Source organism: Vibrio mangrovi (genome assembly GCF_024346955.1).
Lineage (GTDB): Bacteria > Pseudomonadota > Gammaproteobacteria > Enterobacterales > Vibrionaceae > Vibrio > Vibrio mangrovi.
This window is the reverse complement of sequence record NZ_AP024883.1, coordinates 3,468,938-3,489,171: the sequence shown is the minus strand read 5'-3', so window position 1 is coordinate 3,489,171 and position 20,234 is coordinate 3,468,938. Positions and strand designations below refer to the sequence as shown.

18 protein-coding genes are annotated in these 20,234 nt (G+C 46.9%); 10 read left to right on the top strand and 8 right to left on the bottom strand.

The genetic code is table 11. The features are described 5' to 3' along the window. Positions 1–35: 35 nt before the first annotated feature. From OCU74_RS15555 to hemC, 4 genes are read right to left on the bottom strand one after another with little or no spacing between them, the layout of a single operon-like run. Positions 36–1,220 (bottom strand): heme biosynthesis HemY N-terminal domain-containing protein, encoded by a 1,185-nt coding sequence (locus OCU74_RS15555; protein ID WP_087481929.1) that lies wholly within the window; start codon positions 1,218–1,220, stop codon positions 36–38. Next, a complete protein-coding gene (locus OCU74_RS15550; RefSeq protein WP_087481928.1) occupies positions 1,220–2,380 on the bottom strand; it encodes a uroporphyrinogen-III C-methyltransferase in 1,161 nt (386 codons plus the stop codon). The genes OCU74_RS15555 and OCU74_RS15550 overlap by 1 nt, the downstream gene beginning before the upstream one ends. Then, a complete protein-coding gene (locus OCU74_RS15545) occupies positions 2,377–3,129 on the bottom strand; it encodes a uroporphyrinogen-III synthase (RefSeq protein ID WP_087481927.1) in 753 nt (250 codons plus the stop codon). The genes OCU74_RS15550 and OCU74_RS15545 overlap by 4 nt, the downstream gene beginning before the upstream one ends. A 2-nt stretch (positions 3,130–3,131) precedes the next feature. Further along, positions 3,132–4,070 carry a hydroxymethylbilane synthase gene (hemC, locus tag OCU74_RS15540; RefSeq protein WP_087481926.1) on the bottom strand — a complete coding sequence of 313 codons (939 nt, stop codon included), beginning with the start codon at positions 4,068–4,070 and terminating at the stop codon, positions 3,132–3,134. Between the two features lie 407 nt (positions 4,071–4,477). Here hemC and OCU74_RS15535 point away from each other — a divergent pair, with 407 nt between their 5' ends. Then, positions 4,478–7,012 (top strand): class I adenylate cyclase, encoded by a 2,535-nt coding sequence (locus OCU74_RS15535; RefSeq protein ID WP_087481925.1) that lies wholly within the window; start codon positions 4,478–4,480, stop codon positions 7,010–7,012. 154 nt (positions 7,013–7,166) lie between these two features. Here the strand turns inward: OCU74_RS15535 and cyaY are convergent, their stop codons facing one another. Then, a complete protein-coding gene (gene cyaY, locus OCU74_RS15530) occupies positions 7,167–7,481 on the bottom strand; it encodes an iron donor protein CyaY (RefSeq protein ID WP_087481924.1) in 315 nt (104 codons plus the stop codon). A 76-nt stretch (positions 7,482–7,557) separates the two neighbouring features. On the opposite strand from cyaY, the gene lptM reads away from it, so the two are divergent. The 7 genes from lptM (at position 7,558) to OCU74_RS15495 (ending at position 14,791) form a co-directional block, all read left to right on the top strand. After that, positions 7,558–7,680 carry an LPS translocon maturation chaperone LptM gene (gene lptM, locus OCU74_RS15525; RefSeq protein ID WP_087482045.1) on the top strand — a complete coding sequence of 41 codons (123 nt, stop codon included), beginning with the start codon at positions 7,558–7,560 and terminating at the stop codon, positions 7,678–7,680. Positions 7,681–7,712: 32 nt separating this feature from the next. After that, complete coding sequence (lysA, locus tag OCU74_RS15520; protein WP_087481923.1) at positions 7,713–8,966, top strand: diaminopimelate decarboxylase; 1,254 nt, start codon at positions 7,713–7,715, stop codon at positions 8,964–8,966. A gap of 8 nt (positions 8,967–8,974) precedes the next feature. Then, entirely contained in the window at positions 8,975–9,805 is an 831-nt protein-coding gene (gene dapF / locus OCU74_RS15515) for a diaminopimelate epimerase (RefSeq protein ID WP_087481922.1), read from the top strand. Positions 9,806–9,855: 50 nt separating this feature from the next. Further along, positions 9,856–10,542, top strand: a complete 687-nt coding sequence (locus OCU74_RS15510; protein ID WP_234993612.1) for a DUF484 family protein — start codon at positions 9,856–9,858, stop codon at positions 10,540–10,542. Positions 10,543–10,571: 29 nt separating this feature from the next. Continuing rightward, positions 10,572–11,501 (top strand): tyrosine recombinase XerC, encoded by a 930-nt coding sequence (gene xerC / locus OCU74_RS15505; protein ID WP_087481921.1) that lies wholly within the window; start codon positions 10,572–10,574, stop codon positions 11,499–11,501. 3 nt (positions 11,502–11,504) lie between these two features. Continuing rightward, on the top strand, positions 11,505–12,221 hold the full coding sequence (gene yigB, locus OCU74_RS15500; protein ID WP_087481920.1) for a 5-amino-6-(5-phospho-D-ribitylamino)uracil phosphatase YigB: 717 nt from the start codon (positions 11,505–11,507) through the stop codon (positions 12,219–12,221). 95 nt (positions 12,222–12,316) lie between these two features. Beyond that, positions 12,317–14,791 (top strand): bifunctional diguanylate cyclase/phosphodiesterase, encoded by a 2,475-nt coding sequence (locus OCU74_RS15495; RefSeq protein ID WP_087481919.1) that lies wholly within the window; start codon positions 12,317–12,319, stop codon positions 14,789–14,791. A gap of 2 nt (positions 14,792–14,793) precedes the next feature. Here the strand turns inward: OCU74_RS15495 and OCU74_RS15490 are convergent, their stop codons facing one another. Together OCU74_RS15490 and OCU74_RS15485 are read right to left on the bottom strand one after the other, a co-directional pair. After that, positions 14,794–15,408 (bottom strand): tRNA-uridine aminocarboxypropyltransferase, encoded by a 615-nt coding sequence (locus tag OCU74_RS15490; RefSeq protein WP_087481918.1) that lies wholly within the window; start codon positions 15,406–15,408, stop codon positions 14,794–14,796. Continuing rightward, the gene (locus OCU74_RS15485; protein WP_087481917.1) at positions 15,405–16,418 is read right to left on the bottom strand and encodes a hypothetical protein; all 1,014 of its coding nucleotides are present in this window, start codon (positions 16,416–16,418) and stop codon (positions 15,405–15,407) included. Before OCU74_RS15485 ends, OCU74_RS15490 begins: the two co-directional genes overlap by 4 nt. Before the next feature lie 47 nt (positions 16,419–16,465). On the opposite strand from OCU74_RS15485, the gene OCU74_RS15480 reads away from it, so the two are divergent. Then, the gene (locus OCU74_RS15480; RefSeq protein WP_087481916.1) at positions 16,466–16,924 is read left to right on the top strand and encodes an EVE domain-containing protein; all 459 of its coding nucleotides are present in this window, start codon (positions 16,466–16,468) and stop codon (positions 16,922–16,924) included. Positions 16,925–16,974: 50 nt separating this feature from the next. On the opposite strand, the gene OCU74_RS15475 is transcribed toward OCU74_RS15480, so the two are convergent. Beyond that, positions 16,975–18,933 carry a TonB-dependent receptor plug domain-containing protein gene (locus OCU74_RS15475; RefSeq protein WP_087481915.1) on the bottom strand — a complete coding sequence of 653 codons (1,959 nt, stop codon included), beginning with the start codon at positions 18,931–18,933 and terminating at the stop codon, positions 16,975–16,977. Positions 18,934–19,540: 607 nt separating this feature from the next. On the opposite strand from OCU74_RS15475, the gene OCU74_RS15470 reads away from it, so the two are divergent. Then, entirely contained in the window at positions 19,541–20,230 is a 690-nt protein-coding gene (locus tag OCU74_RS15470; RefSeq protein WP_087481914.1) for a 4'-phosphopantetheinyl transferase family protein, read from the top strand. Positions 20,231–20,234: the final 4 nt, after the last annotated feature.

Here is a 20,234-nt window from a genome sequence, read left to right as displayed (position 1 = left end):
GGCTTTTTTCTTGTCCATTGCCGAGAGGCAAGAAGCTAGGAAGACGGCTCAATAAGTGAGAGCGCTTTCTTGCTGACATCATGGGCCGCCTGAGACATATTTTGCTGTTCCAGAATCTGGGCAAGTTGCTGATAATCAGAGATGCTGTTTCTGATTTGCAGTGCTTTTTCCAGATGCCCTTGGGCTAACGGTAGTTTTCCATCCTGAGCATAGATGTGCCCCAGAGCACTGTGAGCTTCAGCATTCTGCTCATCTCTGCGAATGACGTCATGCAATAGCTTCATGACCGGCTGGTAGCTCTCGAGCCTGAGTTCTGGCAGGAGGGTATAATTGGCTAGATTCGGGTGCTTCTTGATTTGATCTTTCAGGAGTGCGAATGCTTCCTGATCCCCTTGATATTTCAGGAGGAGCTGAACATAGCATGTCAGCATTTCAGGAATACTTTTCAGCCGTTTCGGCAGATCTTTCCAGTATTCCGTTAATGTTTCTTTGCCCCGGATAGCAGCAGCCTGTGCCAGCAGATGACTACGGGATTCAACTTCCAGTTGGGTAATTTCCTCTTCTTCTGCCAACTTCTGTTTTCTGAGCTGTGGTAGCAACCCAAGCAGAGGCTCCCATTGGTGAAGATGGTGATATGTGTTTTTTAGCAGGCTGACAACTACGGGATTATCCGGGTGTTGGATCGAAAGTTCATTGAGTACATTCAGTGCATCTTCGAAACGCTGCTCTTTGGTATACTGTCTTGCCTTGGTCAGCTCGACTGCCAGTGTCGCATTATCCTGTCTGGCTGCGAGTGCCAGATATTGATCCCGTTTCTCTTTATTGCCTTGTTCCAGTGCAGCTTCGGAAGCGATTAGGTAGCAGAGTAACGGCATATCATGATTTTTTGCCAGCCGGGTGACTTTTTTCTCTGCCTGCTTCCAGTCACCTTCGATGAGTTTCACAATTCCTTCATTGGTATTCCGACGGGATTGTTTTAGTTTGCGTGAACCAAACCAATGCCAGGTACTGCTGCTGATACGCAGTGCTTTTTTAATCAGAAACTCGATACCAAAAAGGATTGCCAGTAAAGCAATGACCAGAAGGATCAGGGTCGTGACACTCATCTCTATCGTTTTACTGGCAATTGAGATCAGAACGTATCCCTGCTGACCGGAGTATTGTGTCCCCACATATAATCCGATACCGAGTACTGCGAACAGAAAAATGGCTCGAATCATTATTCTCCCTCCTTCATCAAACCGGAGACTTCTTTACGCAGACGTTCATGAATGATATCGGTCAGCAGATGTTGTGATTCCAGTTTTACCGGATAGTTAATGGTGATTTCGTTCTGGCTCAGTGTCTGAGTTGCCTGATTAAACTGTTTCACATCATTGTTGTCAGGATTAAGGAATGCTGCCGACCATTGACTGGCGGTTGACAGTGCCGTTGTATAAATTTCCTGTTGCTCGTCATAGACTGCTCTGATAGCCGTTTCTATCTTGGCCTTGAGGTTTTCTCTCAGGTAGAAATCCTGTTCCGGAGAGAGGAGAGGAATAACATTACCGTCTCTGGTCCTGAAAGTGATGAACTGTTCGGAAAAATCTTTCAGAGATGTTAACAGGTTGTCCTGCCAGTGACTGATATCTTCGCTGACTTCCGGTTTTTTCTCTTCGGGAGCATCCGGCAGAATTGCATTGGCCAGTGGGAGTTTATCAATGAGTTGTTCCAGACTAGTCAGGCGCAGAACCAGACCATCTTTATCGATCAATGGCAGGGATTTGAGCGCGGTCATATCATTGGCCATCGCCTGACGTAATGGCACCAGACTCGGATCGTTCAGAGCTGCGATTCGTTCATCTGCACTCTCCATCAAGTGTGTCGCTGTGAGTACATCATGTTCGAGGAACAGTTTGCGTCCGGCCAGTTTGACCAGATAATCGGATTCGGCCAGCAGCCAGTCATTGGGACGGCGGCCTTTGATATCAGCCAAAGCCCGTTGCAGACTTTCAATACTGTTCTGCTGCTGATTCAGATTTGTATCCACCTGATTGATGACTGTTGCTGTTTTTTCATCCGTTTCCTGACTCAGCTGAGAAACACGAGTCTCAACCTGACCAACAGACTGTTTCAGTTGTTGCCGGAGCTGGCTGATCTGTTCCTGATAGGCTTGCATCGTCTGCTGGACATAAACCGTTACGCCACCGCCAATCAGCAGGGTCAGAACAATCGCAATCTTGCTTAGTCTTGCTCCTGAAGCCGGTGTTTTTTTCTCTGATTTTACTGAAGAGCTCTTCACTTCCGTTTTGGACGCTGCAGTTGATGATTCGGAAGAAGATGAGGTCGGTTTTTGCTTTTCTTCTGATGTCGGGGTGACGGAGTTTTGTTTATCAGTCATTGATGATTCCTGTCATTCTTCTCGGCCAGAAGTGCGGCCATTAAGTCTGAATTGCTGGCACTACCTACAGCAATGATATTCTTAATTCCCTGCGAACGGGCATAATGTGCAATCCGTTCACTGGGTACAAAAAGTGTTTGATTCAATAACCACTGAGAATCGTGTTCTGAGATCTGTGTTAAGAAAAACCGGAGTTGTTGCTCACTTGTCATGATGATGCAATCAATGGCTGCCTTTTGCCAGTCGGAAACAGCGATCCGACCATCAAAAGGGAGCATCTCCCGCTGATAAACTTCGCAATAGTTCACCAACGCTCCCAGAGACTTTAATTGTTGAGCAATCAGCTCCCTGCCACCGTTTCCTCTCAGGATCTCAATCCGCAGACCGGCCGGGGAGTGAAGCTCAGGCAGTGAAAGAAAGTTTTCACTGTCACTCACTGGCGGGTAGTTTACCGCCTGTTGCGTAAAATTGCTTAGAAGCTGTGCGGTTTTTTGACCGATGGCAAGGTATCGGATATCAGAAGGCCACTGCAGTGCGTGTTGATGAAGATATTCCTGGCTATAGTGAACCGCCTGCTGACTCACCGCAATAACCAAATCACATTGCTGGAGCCGGGTTGGAAGCTGATGTAGTTCCATTCCCGGATGAAAACGGATTAAAGGGTGGTGTATTGCTTGAATACCCACATTTTCCAACTGACGACAGAGAGCTTTCCCCGGTTTTCCGGGACGGGTCACCAGTACGGACATGGTCAGTCGTGCTCATGGTAAAGGGCGGAGAGAATCTCTTGAGCGCCTTGCTGTAAGAGCTGCTGTGCGAGTGTTTCACCCAGTTGTTCTGCATCCTGCCGGTGTCCCTTAATTTCTCCCCGGACAATCTGACTGCCGTCAGGCTCACCGACCAGCGCTCGTAGCCACAGTTCATCACCTTCCAGAAGCGCGTAGCTACCGATCGGTACCTGACAACCGCCTTGGAGAGTAGTGTTCATCGCACGCTCACAGCGAACTCTGTCAGCCGTTTCCGGATGATTGAGTGGTTTCAGTAACTCAATCAATCGTTCATCATTCAGACGGCACTCAATACCTACAGCTCCCTGGCCGACAGCCGGCAGAGATTGTTCAGGTTCGAGATAATTCCGGATTCTGTCTTCGAGATTCAGGCGTTTCAGGCCTGCGGCAGCAAGAATAATGGCATCATATTCTCCGGCATCTAGTTTGGCGAGCCGTGTTCCGACGTTCCCCCGAAGCTCTTTGATAATAATATCCGGGCGGGCCGCTTTGATCTGACACTGACGCCGCAGGCTACAGGTGCCGACGACCGCACCTTCAGGGAGTTCATCGAACCCCGGATAATTGTTAGAGACAAATGCATCGCGGGGATCGGCGCGTTCGCAGATTGTGACCAGCCCCAGTCCTTCCGGAAATTCAACCGGGACATCTTTCATTGAATGGACCGCAAGATCCGCTCGTCCTTCGAGCATTGCGACTTCGAGTTCTTTGACAAATAACCCTTTGCCACCCACTTTTGCCAGCGGTGTATCCAGAATCACATCTCCTTTGGTCACCATCGTGACAAGTTCGACCATTAATCCCGGATGGGCGGCCTGAAGCGCATCCTTGACATAGTTTGCCTGCCAGAGGGCTAGTGGACTTTTACGGGTAGCAATACGGATAGGCGATGAATCAGTCATATATAGTCAGTTGATCTGGGAAGGATAATAAGCAATATCCTATCACTGTTCTTTTCGATCCCCAAGTTCACCCAACCGTTTGAAAAGATAGCATTTGCGGTTTGTCGTTTCTCTAATGAAAAAGTAAACAAGAAAACTTGTAAATTTTGAGATATACGACCATAGTCTAATTTAAATTCTGTGATGTAGCTCTTGTTTATAGTTTGAGCTATGATTATCAGACAGCATGAGTGAGATGTGTGTCAATGAAAACAGTTCTCAAATTCTCCGCGTTTTCCATAAGGGAATGCCGGGAGAGTTTGCTTTACCATTGATACATAAAGTGTTAAATTGATCACGTTTTAACGGCAGATTTGCATAAAGAGCAAACAGATCGTTGAGTTTTGATTCAACCAAGGATATTACCCTTGCAGACTTACACTGAGACTTTAATCAAAAGATTAGATAATCTGAACCGGCAACGTACAGAGCGTGCGCTGGCATTAATGGATTTACAAAGTCGACGTGTTTTTCACTTGATCCCCGCATTTTTTCAGTTCAACCATCCAGTGATTCCCGGCTATTACGATCAAGATGTTCCTTCCGGCGTCTGGGGATTTCAGGCGGATGAAATGCAGCAGCAGTTTATTCATGATACTGAGCTGACTCTGGGACAGTCGTTACCGATATCCAGCGAACCTGAAATTCAGGGGCTGTACACCATGGGAAGTACCTCTTCGATTGGTCAGAGTACATCCAGCGATTTGGATATCTGGGTTTGCGTGTCTTCGCTGATGAGTGCAGGCCGCCGGGAAAAACTGGCTAATAAGTGCCTGCTGATCACTGACTGGGCGAAAACTCAGGGGGTCGAAGCCAACTTTTTCATCATGGATGAGCAACGTTTCCGGTGTAAGCAATCGGATGAAATGACCGGTGAAAACTGTGGATCTTCACAACACTTGCTGTTACTTGATGAATTCTACCGCTCGGCGGTACGCATGGCCGGAAAACGGCTCCTGTGGCAAATTATTCCACCGGAGATGGAAGAGTGCTATGACGAGTATGTCAGCCATCTGTGTAGCAAATCTTATATCAAATGTGTTGAGTGGTTTGATTTTGGTCGGTTGAATCATATTCCGGCAGAAGAGTATTTTGGTGCCAGTCTGTGGCAGCTATATAAGAGTATTGATTCTCCTTATAAATCTGTTCTGAAAGCTATCCTGCTTGAGGCCTATTCCTGGGAATATCCTCATACTCAGTTATTAAGTATCGATACGAAGCGACGTTTTTTCACCCATGAGCCGGATCTTTATGGGATGGATGCTTATTATCTGATGCTGGAAAAAGTGACCCGTTATTTAGAGCGGATCAATGACCAGTCGCGGCTGGATCTGGTGCGGCGCTGTTTTTATCTGAAAACGCATGAAAAGCTATCCCGCGAACCTGGAGCTGGTTCTGTTCCGTGGCGACGTATGGCGTTAGAAGAACTGACTCAGTCATGGGATTGGTCTGAGAGTGTGATTGCTGAACTGGATAACCGGCGTAACTGGAAAGTCGAGCAGGTCGCCTTTATGCATACCGGATTACTGGATGCTTTAATGCAGAGCTATCGTAATCTGATTCAGTTTGCCCGCCGGAACGATATTACTTCATCAATCAGCCCTCAGGATATCTCAATTCTTTCCCGTAAACTTTATGCTGCTTTTGAAATTCTTCCGGGAAAAGTAACCCAGCTTAATCCACAGATTTCTCCTGACCTGCACGAACCGGACCTGACTTTTATTGAAGTGCAGGAGAACCGCAGTAATCCTCCCGGCTGGTATTTGTATAAGCAGCCGTTGGTTCCGCGCCGGATGATGGGACAACGCTATCTGGAGCACCATGAATATCTGAGTAAGCTGGTGGCATGGGCATTTTTTAATGGCCTGATCACTGAATCGACGCGATTACAGGCGGTCGTTCAGGATGCGCAGCTGGATATTGATAAGTTCTATCAGATGGTCGGTGATCTGAGAAATACATTTTCGCTGCATAAGCGTCGTCCGACCATGCATGCATTGGCCAGTCCGTGTGAAATCAGCCAGTTGGCGATGTTTATTAATTTCGAACAGGATCCGACTTATGAGGTTTCCGGAAAGTCGTTGCGGGTTGATTTAAAATCCGTTGATATTTTGAGTTTCGGTCCGGAGCAGCATTGTCTGGTCGGCAGTATTGACTTGGTCTATCGCAATTCATGGCATGAAGTCAGAACCCTGCATTTTGAAGGGGAAACCGCGATACTCGATGCGTTAAAAACTGTACTGTGCAAAATGCATCAGGATGCTTTGCCCCCGGAGTCTGTTGATGTTTTTTGTTATAGTAAAAACCTGCGCGGTCTGATCCGCAATGCTATCTATCAATTGCTGGCTGAGTGTATTGATTTACGTCTGAAACCGGTCGAAGTCGAGCAGGAAAAGCGCCGTCGTTTTAAAGCGTTGCGTGTTGGTCGCCAGATGTATGGGCTGTTCTTTGAGCGGCGGGGTGTTTCGGTACAGCGACTGGAAAATTCGGTCGATTTTTATCGCAGTATCTCGACGAATAAACTCAAAGGTTCCCCATTGATGATGATCGATCGGGAGCAGGATTATCACCTGCCCGAGGCGATTGACGGTTTTGCCAGTGAAGGGTTAATTCAGTTTTTCTTTGAAGATACCGATGCCGGTTTTAATATCTATGTGCTTGATGAGTCGAACCGGGTTGAGGTTTATCATCAGTTTAGCGGTAGTAAAGATGAAATGATTACCAGCCTGAACGGATTCTACACATCAATGCGGGATGAGAAGAAGGTGGCATCGAAACTGATTAATTTCAATTTGCCACAGTATTATCAGGTTATTCACGCCGATGACGGCAGCAACTATATTATCCCTTACCGGAGTGATACTTCTTCCGGCACCGGCCCGACAAGAGCCGTAAACGCCTGAATCACCACCTTTCTTATGCTTTCTCTCTCGGGGATGTTCATGTCACAGAGCCCCGGCGTTTAAGTTTCTAGCTGCAATGTTTTGTATGGATAATAATTTGTCCGCCGGGACGCTCAGCCTTTAATATCGATTGGTGTTGCTGACAAGGATGGAATCAATCCCAGTCTATCGATTCTCCGGCATGTTTGTCACATTCCTGTTTGACTAACGTCAGCAGCTCCAGACCAGTTTTTGAACAAATCCATTGTTGTTCATTATATTGGAAATGGAATCCTCCTGATTTTGAAGCCAGCCAGATTTCATGCATCGGTTCCTGACGGTTAATCACGATTTGACTGCGATCTTCAAAATCGAGCGTCATTACATTACCGGTGGTTTCATAGTCGATATCTGCACCCGAGTCATCAATCATTTGTTCGATTTGTTCCAGCATTTGATCGACAAGTTGGTGGAATTCAGTGTCGTTCATCCTCACATCCTATTGCTTTTCCTGAATCTGGTGCGATTATAGGGATCATTGAATGAATAATCACGATATATGCAAAATGAATAAAAAGTTTACTGCACTTTTGGTGCTGTGCGTGTTAGCGTTGGCAGGTTGTGGACAGACAGGTCCGTTGTATATGCCTCAGGACGACACGCCGCAAACAGAACAGACACAACCTTAATCCTTAGTTGTTGATAATTGTAGGAAAATATTTTGGATTACTTTAATTACCAGGATGATGGCCAACTTTGGGCTGAGAAAGTCCGTTTAGCAGAATTGGCAAAGGACTATGGCACACCGCTTTATGTTTATTCTAAGGCGACGCTTGAACGTCACTGGCATGCGTTTGATCAGGCTGTTGGGGAACATCCTCATCTGGTTTGTTATGCAGTGAAAGCAAATTCAAACTTAGGCGTTTTGAGTGCATTAGCGCGTTTGGGGTCCGGTTTTGATATTGTTTCCGGCGGTGAGCTGGAACGAGTTCTGGCTGCCGGAGGTGATCCAGCGAAGATTGTATTTTCCGGTGTCGGTAAAACTGAAGCTGAAATGAAACGTGCACTTGAACTGAAGATTAAATGCTTCAATGTCGAGTCTGAACCTGAGTTACACCGATTGAATTGTGTCGCACAGTCTTTGGGAGTTAAAGCTCCGGTATCTTTGCGGATCAATCCGGATGTTGATGCTAAAACACATCCATATATTTCGACTGGGTTGCGTGACAATAAGTTTGGTATTGCTTTTGAACGCGCACCTGAAGTGTATCGTCTTGCTCATGAACTGGAACATCTTGAGGTTCATGGTATTGATTGCCATATCGGTTCGCAGTTGACACAAATTGAACCATTTATCGATGCAACCGACCGCTTGCTGGCTCTGATTGATAATCTGAAAGCTGAAGGTATCCATATTCGTCATCTGGATGTCGGCGGTGGTTTAGGGGTTGTCTATCATGAAGAGACACCACCACAGCCGGCAGAATATGCAAAAGCACTGCTCTCTCGTTTGGAGAACCATAAGGATCTGGAACTGGTTTTCGAACCGGGACGGGCGATTGCTGCAAATGCGGGTGTGTTACTGACGAAGGTTGAATTTCTGAAACATACCGAACACAAGAATTTTGCAATCATAGATGCAGCGATGAACGACTTGATGCGGCCTGCGTTGTATCAGGCATGGCAGAATATTGTTCCGGTCATTCCGCGAAGCGGTGCTGCACAAGTTTATGACTTGGTTGGGCCAGTCTGCGAAACCGGCGATTTTCTCGGTAAAGAGCGAGAGCTTGTTCTTGAGGAAGGTGATATTCTGGCGGTTCGTTCTGCTGGTGCATACGGGTTTGCAATGTCATCCAATTACAATACACGCTCACGTGCCGCAGAAGTGATGGTCGATGGTGAGCAGGTTCATCTGGTGCGCCAGCGTGAGCCGCTCAGTAGTTTGTGGGCCCTGGAAAGTGTTTTACCGGAGTAAAAAGGCCTATGCATTTTCATTTTTCTAAAATGCACGGTTTGGGTAATGACTTTATGGTCGTAGACTGTATTACCCAGAATATTTTCTTTTCACCGGAGCTGATTCGCCGTCTGGCAAACCGGCATACCGGTGTCGGTTTTGATCAACTGCTGTTGGTGGAAGCTCCCTATGATCCGGAAACGGATTTTCATTATCGGATCTTCAATTCCGATGGCAGTGAAGTTGAACAGTGTGGGAATGGTGCGCGTTGTTTTGCCAGATTTGTTCGTCTCAAAGGTCTGACGAACAAATACAGTATTCATGTCAGTACCAAAAAAGGAAAAATGGTGCTGAATGTTGAAGACGATGATCAGATTACGGTCAACATGGGTGTGCCGGAGTTCGAACCGGCAAAAATCCCGTTTAAAGCGAAGCAGTCAGAAAAGACCTATATTTTACGGGTGGCGGAGCAAACCTTGTTCTGTGGTGCAGTAAGTATGGGAAATCCGCATGTGGTCACGATTGTTGATGATGTTGATACGGCGGATATTGAGACGCTTGGTCCGTTACTCGAATCTCATGAGCGTTTTCCTGAACGGGTAAATGCCGGTTTCATGCAGGTTGTGAATCCGAATGAAGTCCGGTTGCGCGTCTATGAACGTGGTGCCGGTGAAACGCAGGCGTGTGGCAGCGGCGCTTGTGCCGCTGTTGCTGTAGGGATTGTTCAGGAGCAACTGGGTGAGCACGTTAGCGTTCATCTGCCTGGCGGAGAGCTGAAAATCTGTTGGAAAGGGCCGGGGCAGCCTTTATTTATGACTGGTCCTGCTACCCATGTTTTCGATGGTCAGATCTCTTGTTAAAAGAAGAATTGCTAAAAAGTTGTTGAAACAAGCTGTTAGAAAGGGTTGTCGTGTCAAACACTGAAACTGAATTTGATGAAAATGATGTGTTAACTGCTGAGGTGGTTGCCGAGTATCTGCAAAATCATCCTGACTTTTTTATGAGTCGGCCGGAGTTGGTAGATCGGCTGGCGCTTCCTCATCAGCAGCTTGGTGCGGTGTCGCTGGTTCATATTCAGATGAATCGGCAGAGGCACCGGATCGAGGAGCTGGAAGAAGAAATCACGGCACTGATGTCTCTGGCTGCAAGTAATGACCGGACCTTCCATGCATTTATGGACTTGCAGGAGCAGATGTTTCAGTGTGATGACCTGTCTCAGGTTATCCGGGCAATTGAACATAAAGCTCAGGAATTATCTCTGAAAGCACATGTCCGTCTGTCTGATGCTCCGGCACAGTACGCTCTGGATCAGGAGTATTGGCAACGTTTTGCCATGAACTATTTTAATGGGAACAGTGCTTATCTGGGAAGAATGCGCAAAGCTGACCGGGATGGTTTGTTTGGAGAACTTTCATTAGCTCCCGAATTCGGTTCTTATGTTGTTCTCCCGGTCAGAGGCGATACCATGCATGGTGTGCTGGCATTTTCCAGTGAAGATGGTGGGCACTTCCAGCCGAGTATGGATACGCTCTTTCTGCGTTATCTGGCTGCGGTTTTGACACATCTGATGCGTGTTCTGCCGTGGAAAAGTTCATAGTACAAGTATATTTGTGATGAGTCGTCGTGATGAATACTGAAAGCCCGGTACTGCCGGATGGACTACAACAACCCCTTCAGCGCTTCTATGAATATCTGAGAAGTGAGAAGGGGTTGAGTTTATATACACGGCGGAACTATCAGCAACAACTGACGCTGATGGCTGCTTATCTGGCTGAGCAGGGTGTTACCGTTTGGCAGAAACTGGACTCAGCCTGGGTCAGACAGCTTGCAGCAAAAGGAATGCGTGATGGCATGAAGGCCAGCAGTCTGTCGACTCGCTTGTCTGCGTTACGGAGTTTTCTCGATTTTCTGGTTTTGAGAGGCGAGCTGGCGGCGAATCCGGCGAAAGGTGTTTCAGCACCGAAGAAAAAAAGACCCTTACCTAAAAATCTGGATGTCGATGAAGTTGCTCAGTTGTTGGAAGTCAATGAGGATGACCCACTGGCTATTCGTGACCGGGCGATGATGGAATTGATGTATGGTGCCGGATTACGTTTGGCTGAAATGGTGAGTGTGAATCTGAAAGATATCCATCTCGGGCTTGGGGAGATTCGGGTTATCGGGAAAGGGAATAAAGAACGTAAAGTTCCGTTTAGCGGTCAGGCTGTGATTTGGGTGAAAAAGTGGATTGCAGTCCGGGGGCAGCTTGCCCGTAGTGATGAACCTGCTCTGTTTGTTTCCAGTCGGGGAAGCCGAATCTCACATCGTAATGTTCAGAAACGAATGTCTGAATGGGGGATGAAGCAGTCGGTTGCCAGTCATATCAGCCCACACAAATTACGCCACTCTTTTGCTACTCATATTCTGGAGTCGAGCCATAATCTCCGGGCTGTGCAGGAATTGCTTGGTCATGAGAATATTTCAACGACTCAGATATATACGCATCTGGATTTTCAGCATTTAGCTCAGGCCTACGATCAGGCTCATCCCCGGGCAAAGAAAAAACGGAAACCATAACTTATGTATTACTATCGTTTTCTTCCTTCTATTCAGGCGATGACATTTGATCTGGACGATACGCTTTACGATAACGTTCCGGTGATTCGGCGGCTGGAAAATAAAATGCTGGACTGGATGCATCTGAATCATCCAATTAGTGCATTGCGTCCGGATGAGTGGTGGAAGCAGCTGAAAGCTTCTTTAGCTCAGTCATCCCCAGAACTGGTTCATGATGTAACTCAGTGGCGTTATGAAAATGTAATGCAGGGTTTGATACTACTGGGGTATGCAGCCCATGATGCCCGGAACGCAGCCGAAGACGCAATTAATGAAATGTTTTACTGGCGTAACCAGATAGATGTTCCTGAAGAAACCCATCAGGTTTTGACTTTATTGAGCCGTAAAATTCCGCTGGTAGCCATTACCAACGGTAATGTTGATCCGGAGAAGATTGGTCTGGGACATTATTTTCAGCGGATCCTGAAAGCCGGTCCGGATGGATTTTCTAAACCTTACCCCGATTTATTTGTGAAAGCACAACGCGATCTGGGTTTGCCTTCCTCCCATATTTTGCATGTGGGTGATCATCTGAGAACGGATGTTTACGGTGCAAAAATGAATGGTTTCGGTGCTTGCTGGCTGAATGACCGACGAAAAAATATGCGTACGGCACATGCTGCGATGCTGTTACCGGACTTGGAGATCCATCAGTTACAAAGTTTGTTACACTTACTGTAAGCGTACCATGTCTGAGATATGTTGTTATCGTGTAATGACCCACTATGTTGTTTGCACGCTCGGATGATGATTGAACGAGGTAGTGTACACAGTCCATGTTCACCGTTTCTTTATTGCTTGATGATTGCCATGATTTGAAAGCGCAGCTGGCCCGGTTATCGTTTGATGAACAGCAAACGATGCTTGTTCAGCTTTTTTCCGATCAGGTACAGACGACGGTTCTGGAGATGGCCGGGGTGATTCTTGAGCGTTTTCCGCAGGCTCATTTGCTTGGATTAAGTAGTGAGCAAGTCATCTATCACAGTGAGATCTATTTTCGTAAAACGCTGGTTCTGATCTCGGTATTTCAGGAAACCTCACTGACCAGCTCGATAGTGCCTTATGAAGATGAGTTAGAGCAGAATAGTGAGCTGTTACTACGCGATCTGAATATTGGCCTCAAAACGCAAGCTATGATCTGCTTTGCTGATCGGTTCGATTTAGCCACTCGATCTTTTTTCAGGATTTTTTCGACTGCACCGGAAAATTTACCGATTGCTGGTGGTTGTTCCTGTATGACCCGGCATGGTCAGTGGGTCTTATACGGCAAAGAGATTTATCACAATGCATTTGTTGCTGTTGCAATGCATGGTCATCGTCTTTGGCAGGCAACTGCCGGATATTCTGAATGGAACCCGATCGGAAAGGCGTTTGAGGTCACTGAGGTGAAACAGGATATTGTTTACCGGCTGGATGACCTTCCTATCCGGCGGGTTTACAACCAGTATCTCGGCAATGGGAATGAGCTGCCTTTTGAGTTCTTACAGAATTTTCCATTTCTGGGGGAAGAAGGCCCTAACCAGCATACTTTTATCCCACTGAGCCAGACACTTGATGAAGGTATCAGCTTCGATTATCCACTGAAAGTCGGAGATAAGGTACGTTTTAGCTATGATCACCCGTTGCTGACTTTAGAACAGGTCTACCTGAAAGCCCGCCAGCTGGAATCCTCTCAGCCACAACAGTTTTTCGTTTATAGCTGTGTTTCCCGTCTGAGCTTTATGGAAGAGAATCAGGAGTTCCAGCCATTACAGAAAGTCGCTAATACCGACGGTTGTTATTGTATGGGTGAGTTTTTCCGGCAGAAAATCATGCATCACAGTATGACGTTTCTGGCACTGAGAGAAGGAGATTGTCCTCCGGCCCGTAGATCCCGAGTGGATGCTCACTATCTGGGATCTGTTTCTCCGTTGTTCAGTCTGATCCGGAACTCTTTTCTGGACTTGGATGAAATGAATCTGAATATGGCCAATAAACTTCAGGCTCAGGCAGAAGCGTTGATGCAAAGTTACCGGACCGACCCGCTGACCGGTTTACCGAACCGGGCGATGCTTCGGGAAAGGCTGGCCCGGTTAGCTGAGAATGAACATTTGCTATCCGTTAAACTGACCAATTTCAGCCGTATTAATGAAAAGTACGGCTATCAGGTTGGCGATCAGATTGTTCAGGATCTTACCCGCTACTTTGTACAATTTTTAGAAGAAGAATTGCCTGGAAGAAGCACTCTGTTTTCGATCGGCATCGGTGAATGGGCTGCTGTGTTTGCCAGCAACTATTCCTCTGAGGGGATTCATTATGAGCTCTCTCTGTTCATCGATCAGCTGGAAAATATGAACTTTGAACCGGCCGGGCTGCCAGAAGTTGATTATCTTTCGGTTTCGATTTGTACCGGAATGGTGAGTAAGCGCAGTTTTCCGGATGAAGATGTTGATGATTTACTGATGAAATCCATTGAAGCCAGACGAATCGCCGCTCAGGAGAATAAGCATTTCTGCGATGCCGGCAGTCTGCGTCATCAGGAAGTGCTTCGTCAGGAACAGCTCAACTGGCTGTCCTGTGTGAGCCGGGCAATTCTGAATGATCATGTACTGGTTTATGCCCAGCCAATTGTCGAAGCGGATAATCATCGGGTTTCTTCTTATGAAATGCTGGTTCGTATCGAAGATGATGGTGAAATTATTCTGCCCGGTCATTTTCTGCCGGTTATTGAAGGAACGCATTTGTATACTCATCTGAGCCGACAGCTGATTACCCGGACTTTTGAAGTTATGAATCCCCGGACTGAGTCATTCTCAATTAATTTGTCACCTCAGGATTTTATGAGCGAACGGACGCTGGATCATTTGGAAAATGCCATTCGTCTGCTGGATGACCCGTCCCGGGTCGGGCTTGAGGTTCTGGAAACCGAGCAAATCAAAGACTATGGACACATGATTGATGTCTGCAATCACTTCCGTAAACTGGGCGTAAAAATTATCGTGGATGACTTTGGTAGCGGTTATTCGAATATTGATGAGATCATTAAGCTTGAACCACAAGTGATCAAAATTGATGGTAGTTTAATTCGCAATATCGATCATCATCCGAAACAGCGTAAGATCGCCCGGCAGTTGATTCAACTGTGTCAGGTCCTCAATGCCAAAACGGTTGCCGAGTTCGTTCATAACGAAACGATTTGTCGTATTGTGGAAGATATGGGCGTCGATTATATGCAGGGATTTTATCTGGGAAAACCCAAGCCTCTGAAGTAGCTTCATTCCCGGTGACTGGCATGTCCGCTTTTATCTGCCGACAGCGCATCCATGAACTGGTAGAGAAACTGTTTTAATGCCTGTGCGTGTCTGTCTTCTCCTAATTGCTGGAGCAATGTTGCAATAACCTCCAGTGTACAGAGTGCGTCGGGCTGCTGGTTACGTCTCAGCCGGTAAGCTGAAGCCGAATCCGGGGTGATTTGTACTCGGGGAATCTCTGCCAGCCAGGTACTTTTTCTTTCCATCTTCCGGGCTTCCTGCCAGGTGCCGTCGAGTAGAATAAAATGGGGTTTCTTGTGGCCTTCCCGAGCACGCTGGCTGACATCATTAACAGATAGGGCATGTGGGGAAGGAAAGAGCAGCACCGGAAATAAATGTTCCTTATCTAACCGTTGCTGAAATTTCTCACAGGGCTGTTTGCGTTGCCATAAGAATGAATGGCATTGTGGCAACGCATGAACCAGCCATCGGCCGGTATTGGTTTCCCGGGGAAGTTCTCTTTCATGAGTCAGCAGCGAGAGTTCTACTTCACTGCTGAGCCGGGGAATTTTCTGACAGATACACTGATACATCAATCCACAACGAGGGCATGTCTGCGGGGGCTGAATCCGGCTCATGGTGCTGTCCGGTAGAGTGTCAGCCCGCCATTGCTGATATCGTATATCTGCCGGCCGACTTGTTCTTTCGGTGCATAAAGCTGATTGCCCTTCCGGGTAAAAATCCGCTGAGAGAGCAGATACTGTTGCTGATGCTGTGTCATGACGACTTGTACCTGATCCTGATTGAGAGCCTGCCAGAAGCCGGTTTCTATAATCGGGTCCGGATCATTCTGATAATAATAGAAGGTTTGAGCCGAATGATCGGCCTTCAGGATTAATGATACCGTGAAGTTTTCCTGCTGGGTTGATGTTGCCTGATAAGTTGCTGTCCATGACATGGATGGATCCTGATTTCCCAGCCGGGCGCAGCCACGATATCGTCCTTTCTGAGTATTGAATGTTGCCATCCAGCCATACAGAGTCTGGTCACTGAGCTGGCAGAGTGATGGTGATAATGTCAGTGTGCCTTGTTGTGCGGTGTAGACGCGGTGTTCTACTGTATGGCGGGTTAGTTTGAAGGACCATTCCTGAGGTTGCAAGCGGGAGAAAGTAACATCAAATGTATCCGGTGAAGTCATACGCACACGCCAGTGTGGGTCTTGTCCCCGGGCTTCGGTACTTTGAACCGGCTGACTACAACCTTTGACTGCATCCTCTGAAACATAGTTAACCTGACGGGCGATGAGCCGGGCCCGGAAGTCGGCATTGTAGCCTGTCTGGCTGGGTGCGGTCAGGAATCCGATGATCTCTCCGTAAATTGCCTGATAAGGCGATGTAACCTGTTTGCTGAGAGCCTGATTCTGTTCGGCGGGTAAGGTGAGTAAAAATTGCTGATTACTGTGACAGGGCGTAAATGAGCTGGTCTGAGGGCCAATTACGATCTGACCACGGAACAGTATCCGGGGAACCTGAATTTCAGTCGATTGCCCCAGATATACCTGTTTTGAAGAAGAGGAACCTGTTGATGAGGTACAGGCCTGAAATAATGGGAACAGCAGGCTTAGTATTAGGATTCTCTGTATCTTCATGGTATATCTTCCTTCATCGGAGCATCGTATAGAAACAGCATAACATTATGGCATATTGGTTATTTAAAACAGAGCCCGACACATTTTCAATTGATACTTTATGTGTTCAGCAGCGTTCTTGCTGGGAAGGTGTCAGAAACTATCAGGCCCGGAATATGATGCGGGATGAGATACATGTGGGAGATCTGGTGTTGATCTATCATTCATCCTGCAAAAATGTTGGTGTGGCCGGGATTGCTGAGGTCGTTCGGGAAGCTTATCCGGATCATTTCGCTTTTGACGCTGCCAGTGAATTTTACGATCCGAAATCGACCCCGGAAAACCCGCGTTGGGTGATGGTTGATGTTGCTTTTGTCCGAAAAATGCAGCGAACTATTCCACTGGCGGAGATGAAAACTATGCCTGAACTGGCTCAAATGCCTCTGGTTAAACGGGGAAACCGACTTTCGATCATGCCGGTGACGGAAGCACAGTGGCTGGCAATTCTTGCCCGAGAGTTGGGATAACCGCAGAAAAGGCGGACAAGTCCGCCTTTGTGTACCATCGATATGGTAAATTACATGTCGTAGTTGACGGTCAGGTAGTAGCTGCGACCGACCAGATTTTCTTCATAATCTTCATCGGTTTTGTCCAACCGTTTATCCAGCAGATTCGTGATGCCGGTTTTAATGGTAAATTGATCGGTCAGACGGTAGCTGGCACCAATGTTTGTAACCGCATAGGCGCTGAGTTTACTGTGATTGCTATCTCCCTCCTGATCTTCGTCTTTTTGACTTCCCGTAAAATTGAGCCCGGCAAACATCGATAATTCGTCGTTTGCTGTCCAGGTGATATTGGCATTTGCCAGCCATCTGGGGGTATTGGCAAGTTCCAGATCAGTGAGTTTATTTTTCGTGTGGGTATAAGTTGCATTTGCTGTCAGATATAAGCTATCCGTTAAATCGAATTCGCCTTCCAGCTCAAGCCCTTTGGACTCAACATCTCCGTCGCGGTTTTTATAACTGATAAAGCCTGTCGCTCTGGTAGAACGATCCACATATATCATCTCATCAATCTGGTTAAAGAAAGCCGTTGCCTGAATAAACCAGCGATCAGCCTGATAGCTACCGGAGAATTCATAGCTTTTGGACTCTTGTGGCTGGATGTTGCTGTTTCCTGTTAACTCACAGCTACCACCACAACTTGCCATCGAGAAGTCTTCGGAAGACTGGTAAATTGTCGGTGTCTTAAATCCTTCGGCATATCCACCTTTGAGTGTGAATCTATCCGTGACTCCGTAGACCAGATAGGCGCGGGGAGTGAAATCGCTGCCAAACTGATTATGGTTCGTAAACCGTCCGCTCAATGTTGCCGCGAGTGCTTCAGTCAGTTCTATTTGATCTTGCAGATAGAGACTGTCTTGAGTGGCTGAGCGGCTTCCATTGTAGTTCCGATCGATATTGATCGACGTGTAGGCAATATCAAAGCCTGTCGTAATAATCTGTTTGTCGAGTGTGGTGATAGCCAGCTGACCATCAATCGTATGATTGTTTTGTTTTGCATTGGCTGTCGGCGTGGGTAACTCTCTGGGATTATATGAGTCGATTTCCGAGTGTTCGTACAGGTAGTTTAAATCTGTACTTCCCCAGCTCCACAAGCCTTGATGGCCCAATGAGGTGGTTAATTTTTCACTGTTGTAAACCGTGTCGTCGGAAGTGTCATATTTGTCTGTTCTCGGGAAAGTCCGGTCGTCTCTCAGGTAGCCCAGATTAAGTAAGACCTTATTGCTACTGTTTACAAGCCAGCTCAGTTCCGTGTTAATCCCGCGTCTTTCCTGTTCTGCATTTCCGGTAAAGGAAGCATTGGTCACATCATCCGGGAACCATGTGTCCAGATCGCTGATTTCAACAGCCGTGGTGTAATGCAGTTTTTCAGGAATCGCACTACCGCTGATAAACGCATTGGCTTTTTGCAGGGTGCCGTCACCTTCCTGAGGCTGACTGTAGCTGACACTGGCATTGACCCGGGTTTCTTCTGTCGGTTTTTTCAGGATAACATTGACAACACCGCCGAGGGCATCACTGCCATAGAGTGCCGACATTGGCCCGCGGATAACTTCAACGTGATCGATAGCGCTCATCGGGATGCTGGAAAAGTCAAAGCCAGCTCCACGGATTAATGTTTCACTCGAGTTAATTCTTCTGCCATTCACCAGAAGAAGAGTGTAGTTGTCCTGAGCCATTGTCGAGTTATGCAGACCACGGATGACAACATATGGCTCACTGCCGGACGAACGAATGACGCGAAGACCTGAAACATTTTCCAAAACGGTGGCAACATCAGTGGCTGGCAGACGGTTGATCTCTTCATTGGTGACGACACTAACGGAAGCCGGAGCATCCTGTAGTGACATTTGATTTGAGGTTGCGGTTACAACCATGACATCTGAGCTGACAGATTGCCCGTTTTCTGCTGCGATAGCTGCGTTGACAGTTAATGCTGTAGCCACTGCATAACTTATTTTTAAGAGTTTCATACTTGTCCTTAAATGTTCATTGAAAAATGATTTGGTAACCAAAACGTTTGCCATCAGTGCTTCGTGTATCTGTTACATCATCTTGTGTTTGACGATGGTGGTTTGCAGTCAGTTTTCATAGCGGAGAAGAGGTTCTCCGGTGGCAAGATGAACTTACTTTCTCTATTTAATTGATAATTATTATTAATATCATTTTCATTTGGAATTATACGGATTGCAACTCGCAGGTAAAGAATATTTGATGAATTTATTGTGACTAATGGTGCATTCAGGTCTGTGATTCGGGGGCAACTGGATTTTCGAGCTGGGCTGTTATCGTGAGAATTGACACTATATGGGTAGGAAATATAGGAAATAATGCGATCTTCGCAGCGAGTTCCGAGGTTTTTTATTGGTGTTTATACGCGTATTGGTTGTATGCTAATAACTGCTGTTGCACTGCAACGGTGAAGTCGGTATTTTGCGGGGAAGATCAGAAAAATGATAATGAGCAATTTCCCCGGCAAACGACATTGAGTGCTCAGACTCGGGACGGCTTACCCTTGTTCTGGCCCATCATTGTCGTTTGATTTTTAGGTAACATGAACGAATGTAGGGACGATACGCGATGACATTTCTGACCTGGCAAGAGCAGTTATGCTTGGGTGGACAGACTATTTTTATGAATCGCTACGTGCGGGAACATTATGAAACCGGAGCAGCGGAAGAGGGCATCACGTTACCTGAATCCCTGCAACGGGCCGTTAGTAAACGAAAAGCTGAGTTTGTTGCCGGCAGGATTGCGGCGAAGCATGCTTTACTGAATCAGGGAGCTTCGGAACCCTGGGTCAGTATCGGCAATCATCGCTCACCAGTATGGCCTGACGGATTTGTTGGTTCAATTTCCCATACGGATAATACTGCAATTAGTGTTGTTGCTAAGAATGGTCAACTGCTATCGATTGGCATTGATGTTGAAAATATGATGAACGAAACACTTTGTGAGTCGGTGACTAAAATGGTGGCAACACCTCAGGAGCTCCGGATACGAAGTGTCACTGACTGGGATGAAACCACATTCGTTTCTCTGATGTTTTCGGCAAAAGAGAGTCTCTTTAAGGCTCTTTATCCTTTGGTCCAGCGATATCTTGATTTTCATGATGCCCGGCTGGTGTCTCTTGATCCGGAGCATTCCCTCTTCACCTTTGAACTTTCCCAGATACTTCAGCAGCAAACCGGAAGACAGTTTTGTCATGGACACTATCTGTTTCTGGATGATGCGGTCGTGACTCTGATTTGTACTGAACAGGATTCCTGATGTA

Bases quoted from the DNA above. Each gene is read 5' to 3' on its own strand.
- OCU74_RS15550 (WP_087481928.1), bottom strand. From the start codon at position 2,380: ATGACTGATAAACAAAACTCCGTCACCCCGACATCAGAAGAAAAGCAA.
- OCU74_RS15495 (WP_087481919.1), top strand. From the start codon at position 12,317: ATGTTCACCGTTTCTTTATTGCTTGATGATTGCCATGATTTGAAAGCG.
- yigB (WP_087481920.1), top strand. From the start codon at position 11,505: ATGTATTACTATCGTTTTCTTCCTTCTATTCAGGCGATGACATTTGAT.
- OCU74_RS15490 (WP_087481918.1), bottom strand. From the start codon at position 15,408: ATGAGCCGGATTCAGCCCCCGCAGACATGCCCTCGTTGTGGATTGATG.
- dapF (WP_087481922.1), top strand. From the start codon at position 8,975: ATGCATTTTCATTTTTCTAAAATGCACGGTTTGGGTAATGACTTTATG.
- OCU74_RS15470 (WP_087481914.1), top strand. From the start codon at position 19,541: ATGACATTTCTGACCTGGCAAGAGCAGTTATGCTTGGGTGGACAGACT.
- hemC (WP_087481926.1), bottom strand. From the start codon at position 4,070: ATGACTGATTCATCGCCTATCCGTATTGCTACCCGTAAAAGTCCACTA.
- OCU74_RS15485 (WP_087481917.1), bottom strand. From the start codon at position 16,418: ATGAAGATACAGAGAATCCTAATACTAAGCCTGCTGTTCCCATTATTT.
- xerC (WP_087481921.1), top strand. From the start codon at position 10,572: ATGAATACTGAAAGCCCGGTACTGCCGGATGGACTACAACAACCCCTT.
- OCU74_RS15555 (WP_087481929.1), bottom strand. From the start codon at position 1,220: ATGATTCGAGCCATTTTTCTGTTCGCAGTACTCGGTATCGGATTATAT.
- lptM (WP_087482045.1), top strand. From the start codon at position 7,558: ATGAATAAAAAGTTTACTGCACTTTTGGTGCTGTGCGTGTTAGCGTTG.
- OCU74_RS15475 (WP_087481915.1), bottom strand. From the start codon at position 18,933: ATGAAACTCTTAAAAATAAGTTATGCAGTGGCTACAGCATTAACTGTC.
- OCU74_RS15480 (WP_087481916.1), top strand. From the start codon at position 16,466: ATGGCATATTGGTTATTTAAAACAGAGCCCGACACATTTTCAATTGAT.
- cyaY (WP_087481924.1), bottom strand. From the start codon at position 7,481: ATGAACGACACTGAATTCCACCAACTTGTCGATCAAATGCTGGAACAA.
- OCU74_RS15545 (WP_087481927.1), bottom strand. From the start codon at position 3,129: ATGTCCGTACTGGTGACCCGTCCCGGAAAACCGGGGAAAGCTCTCTGT.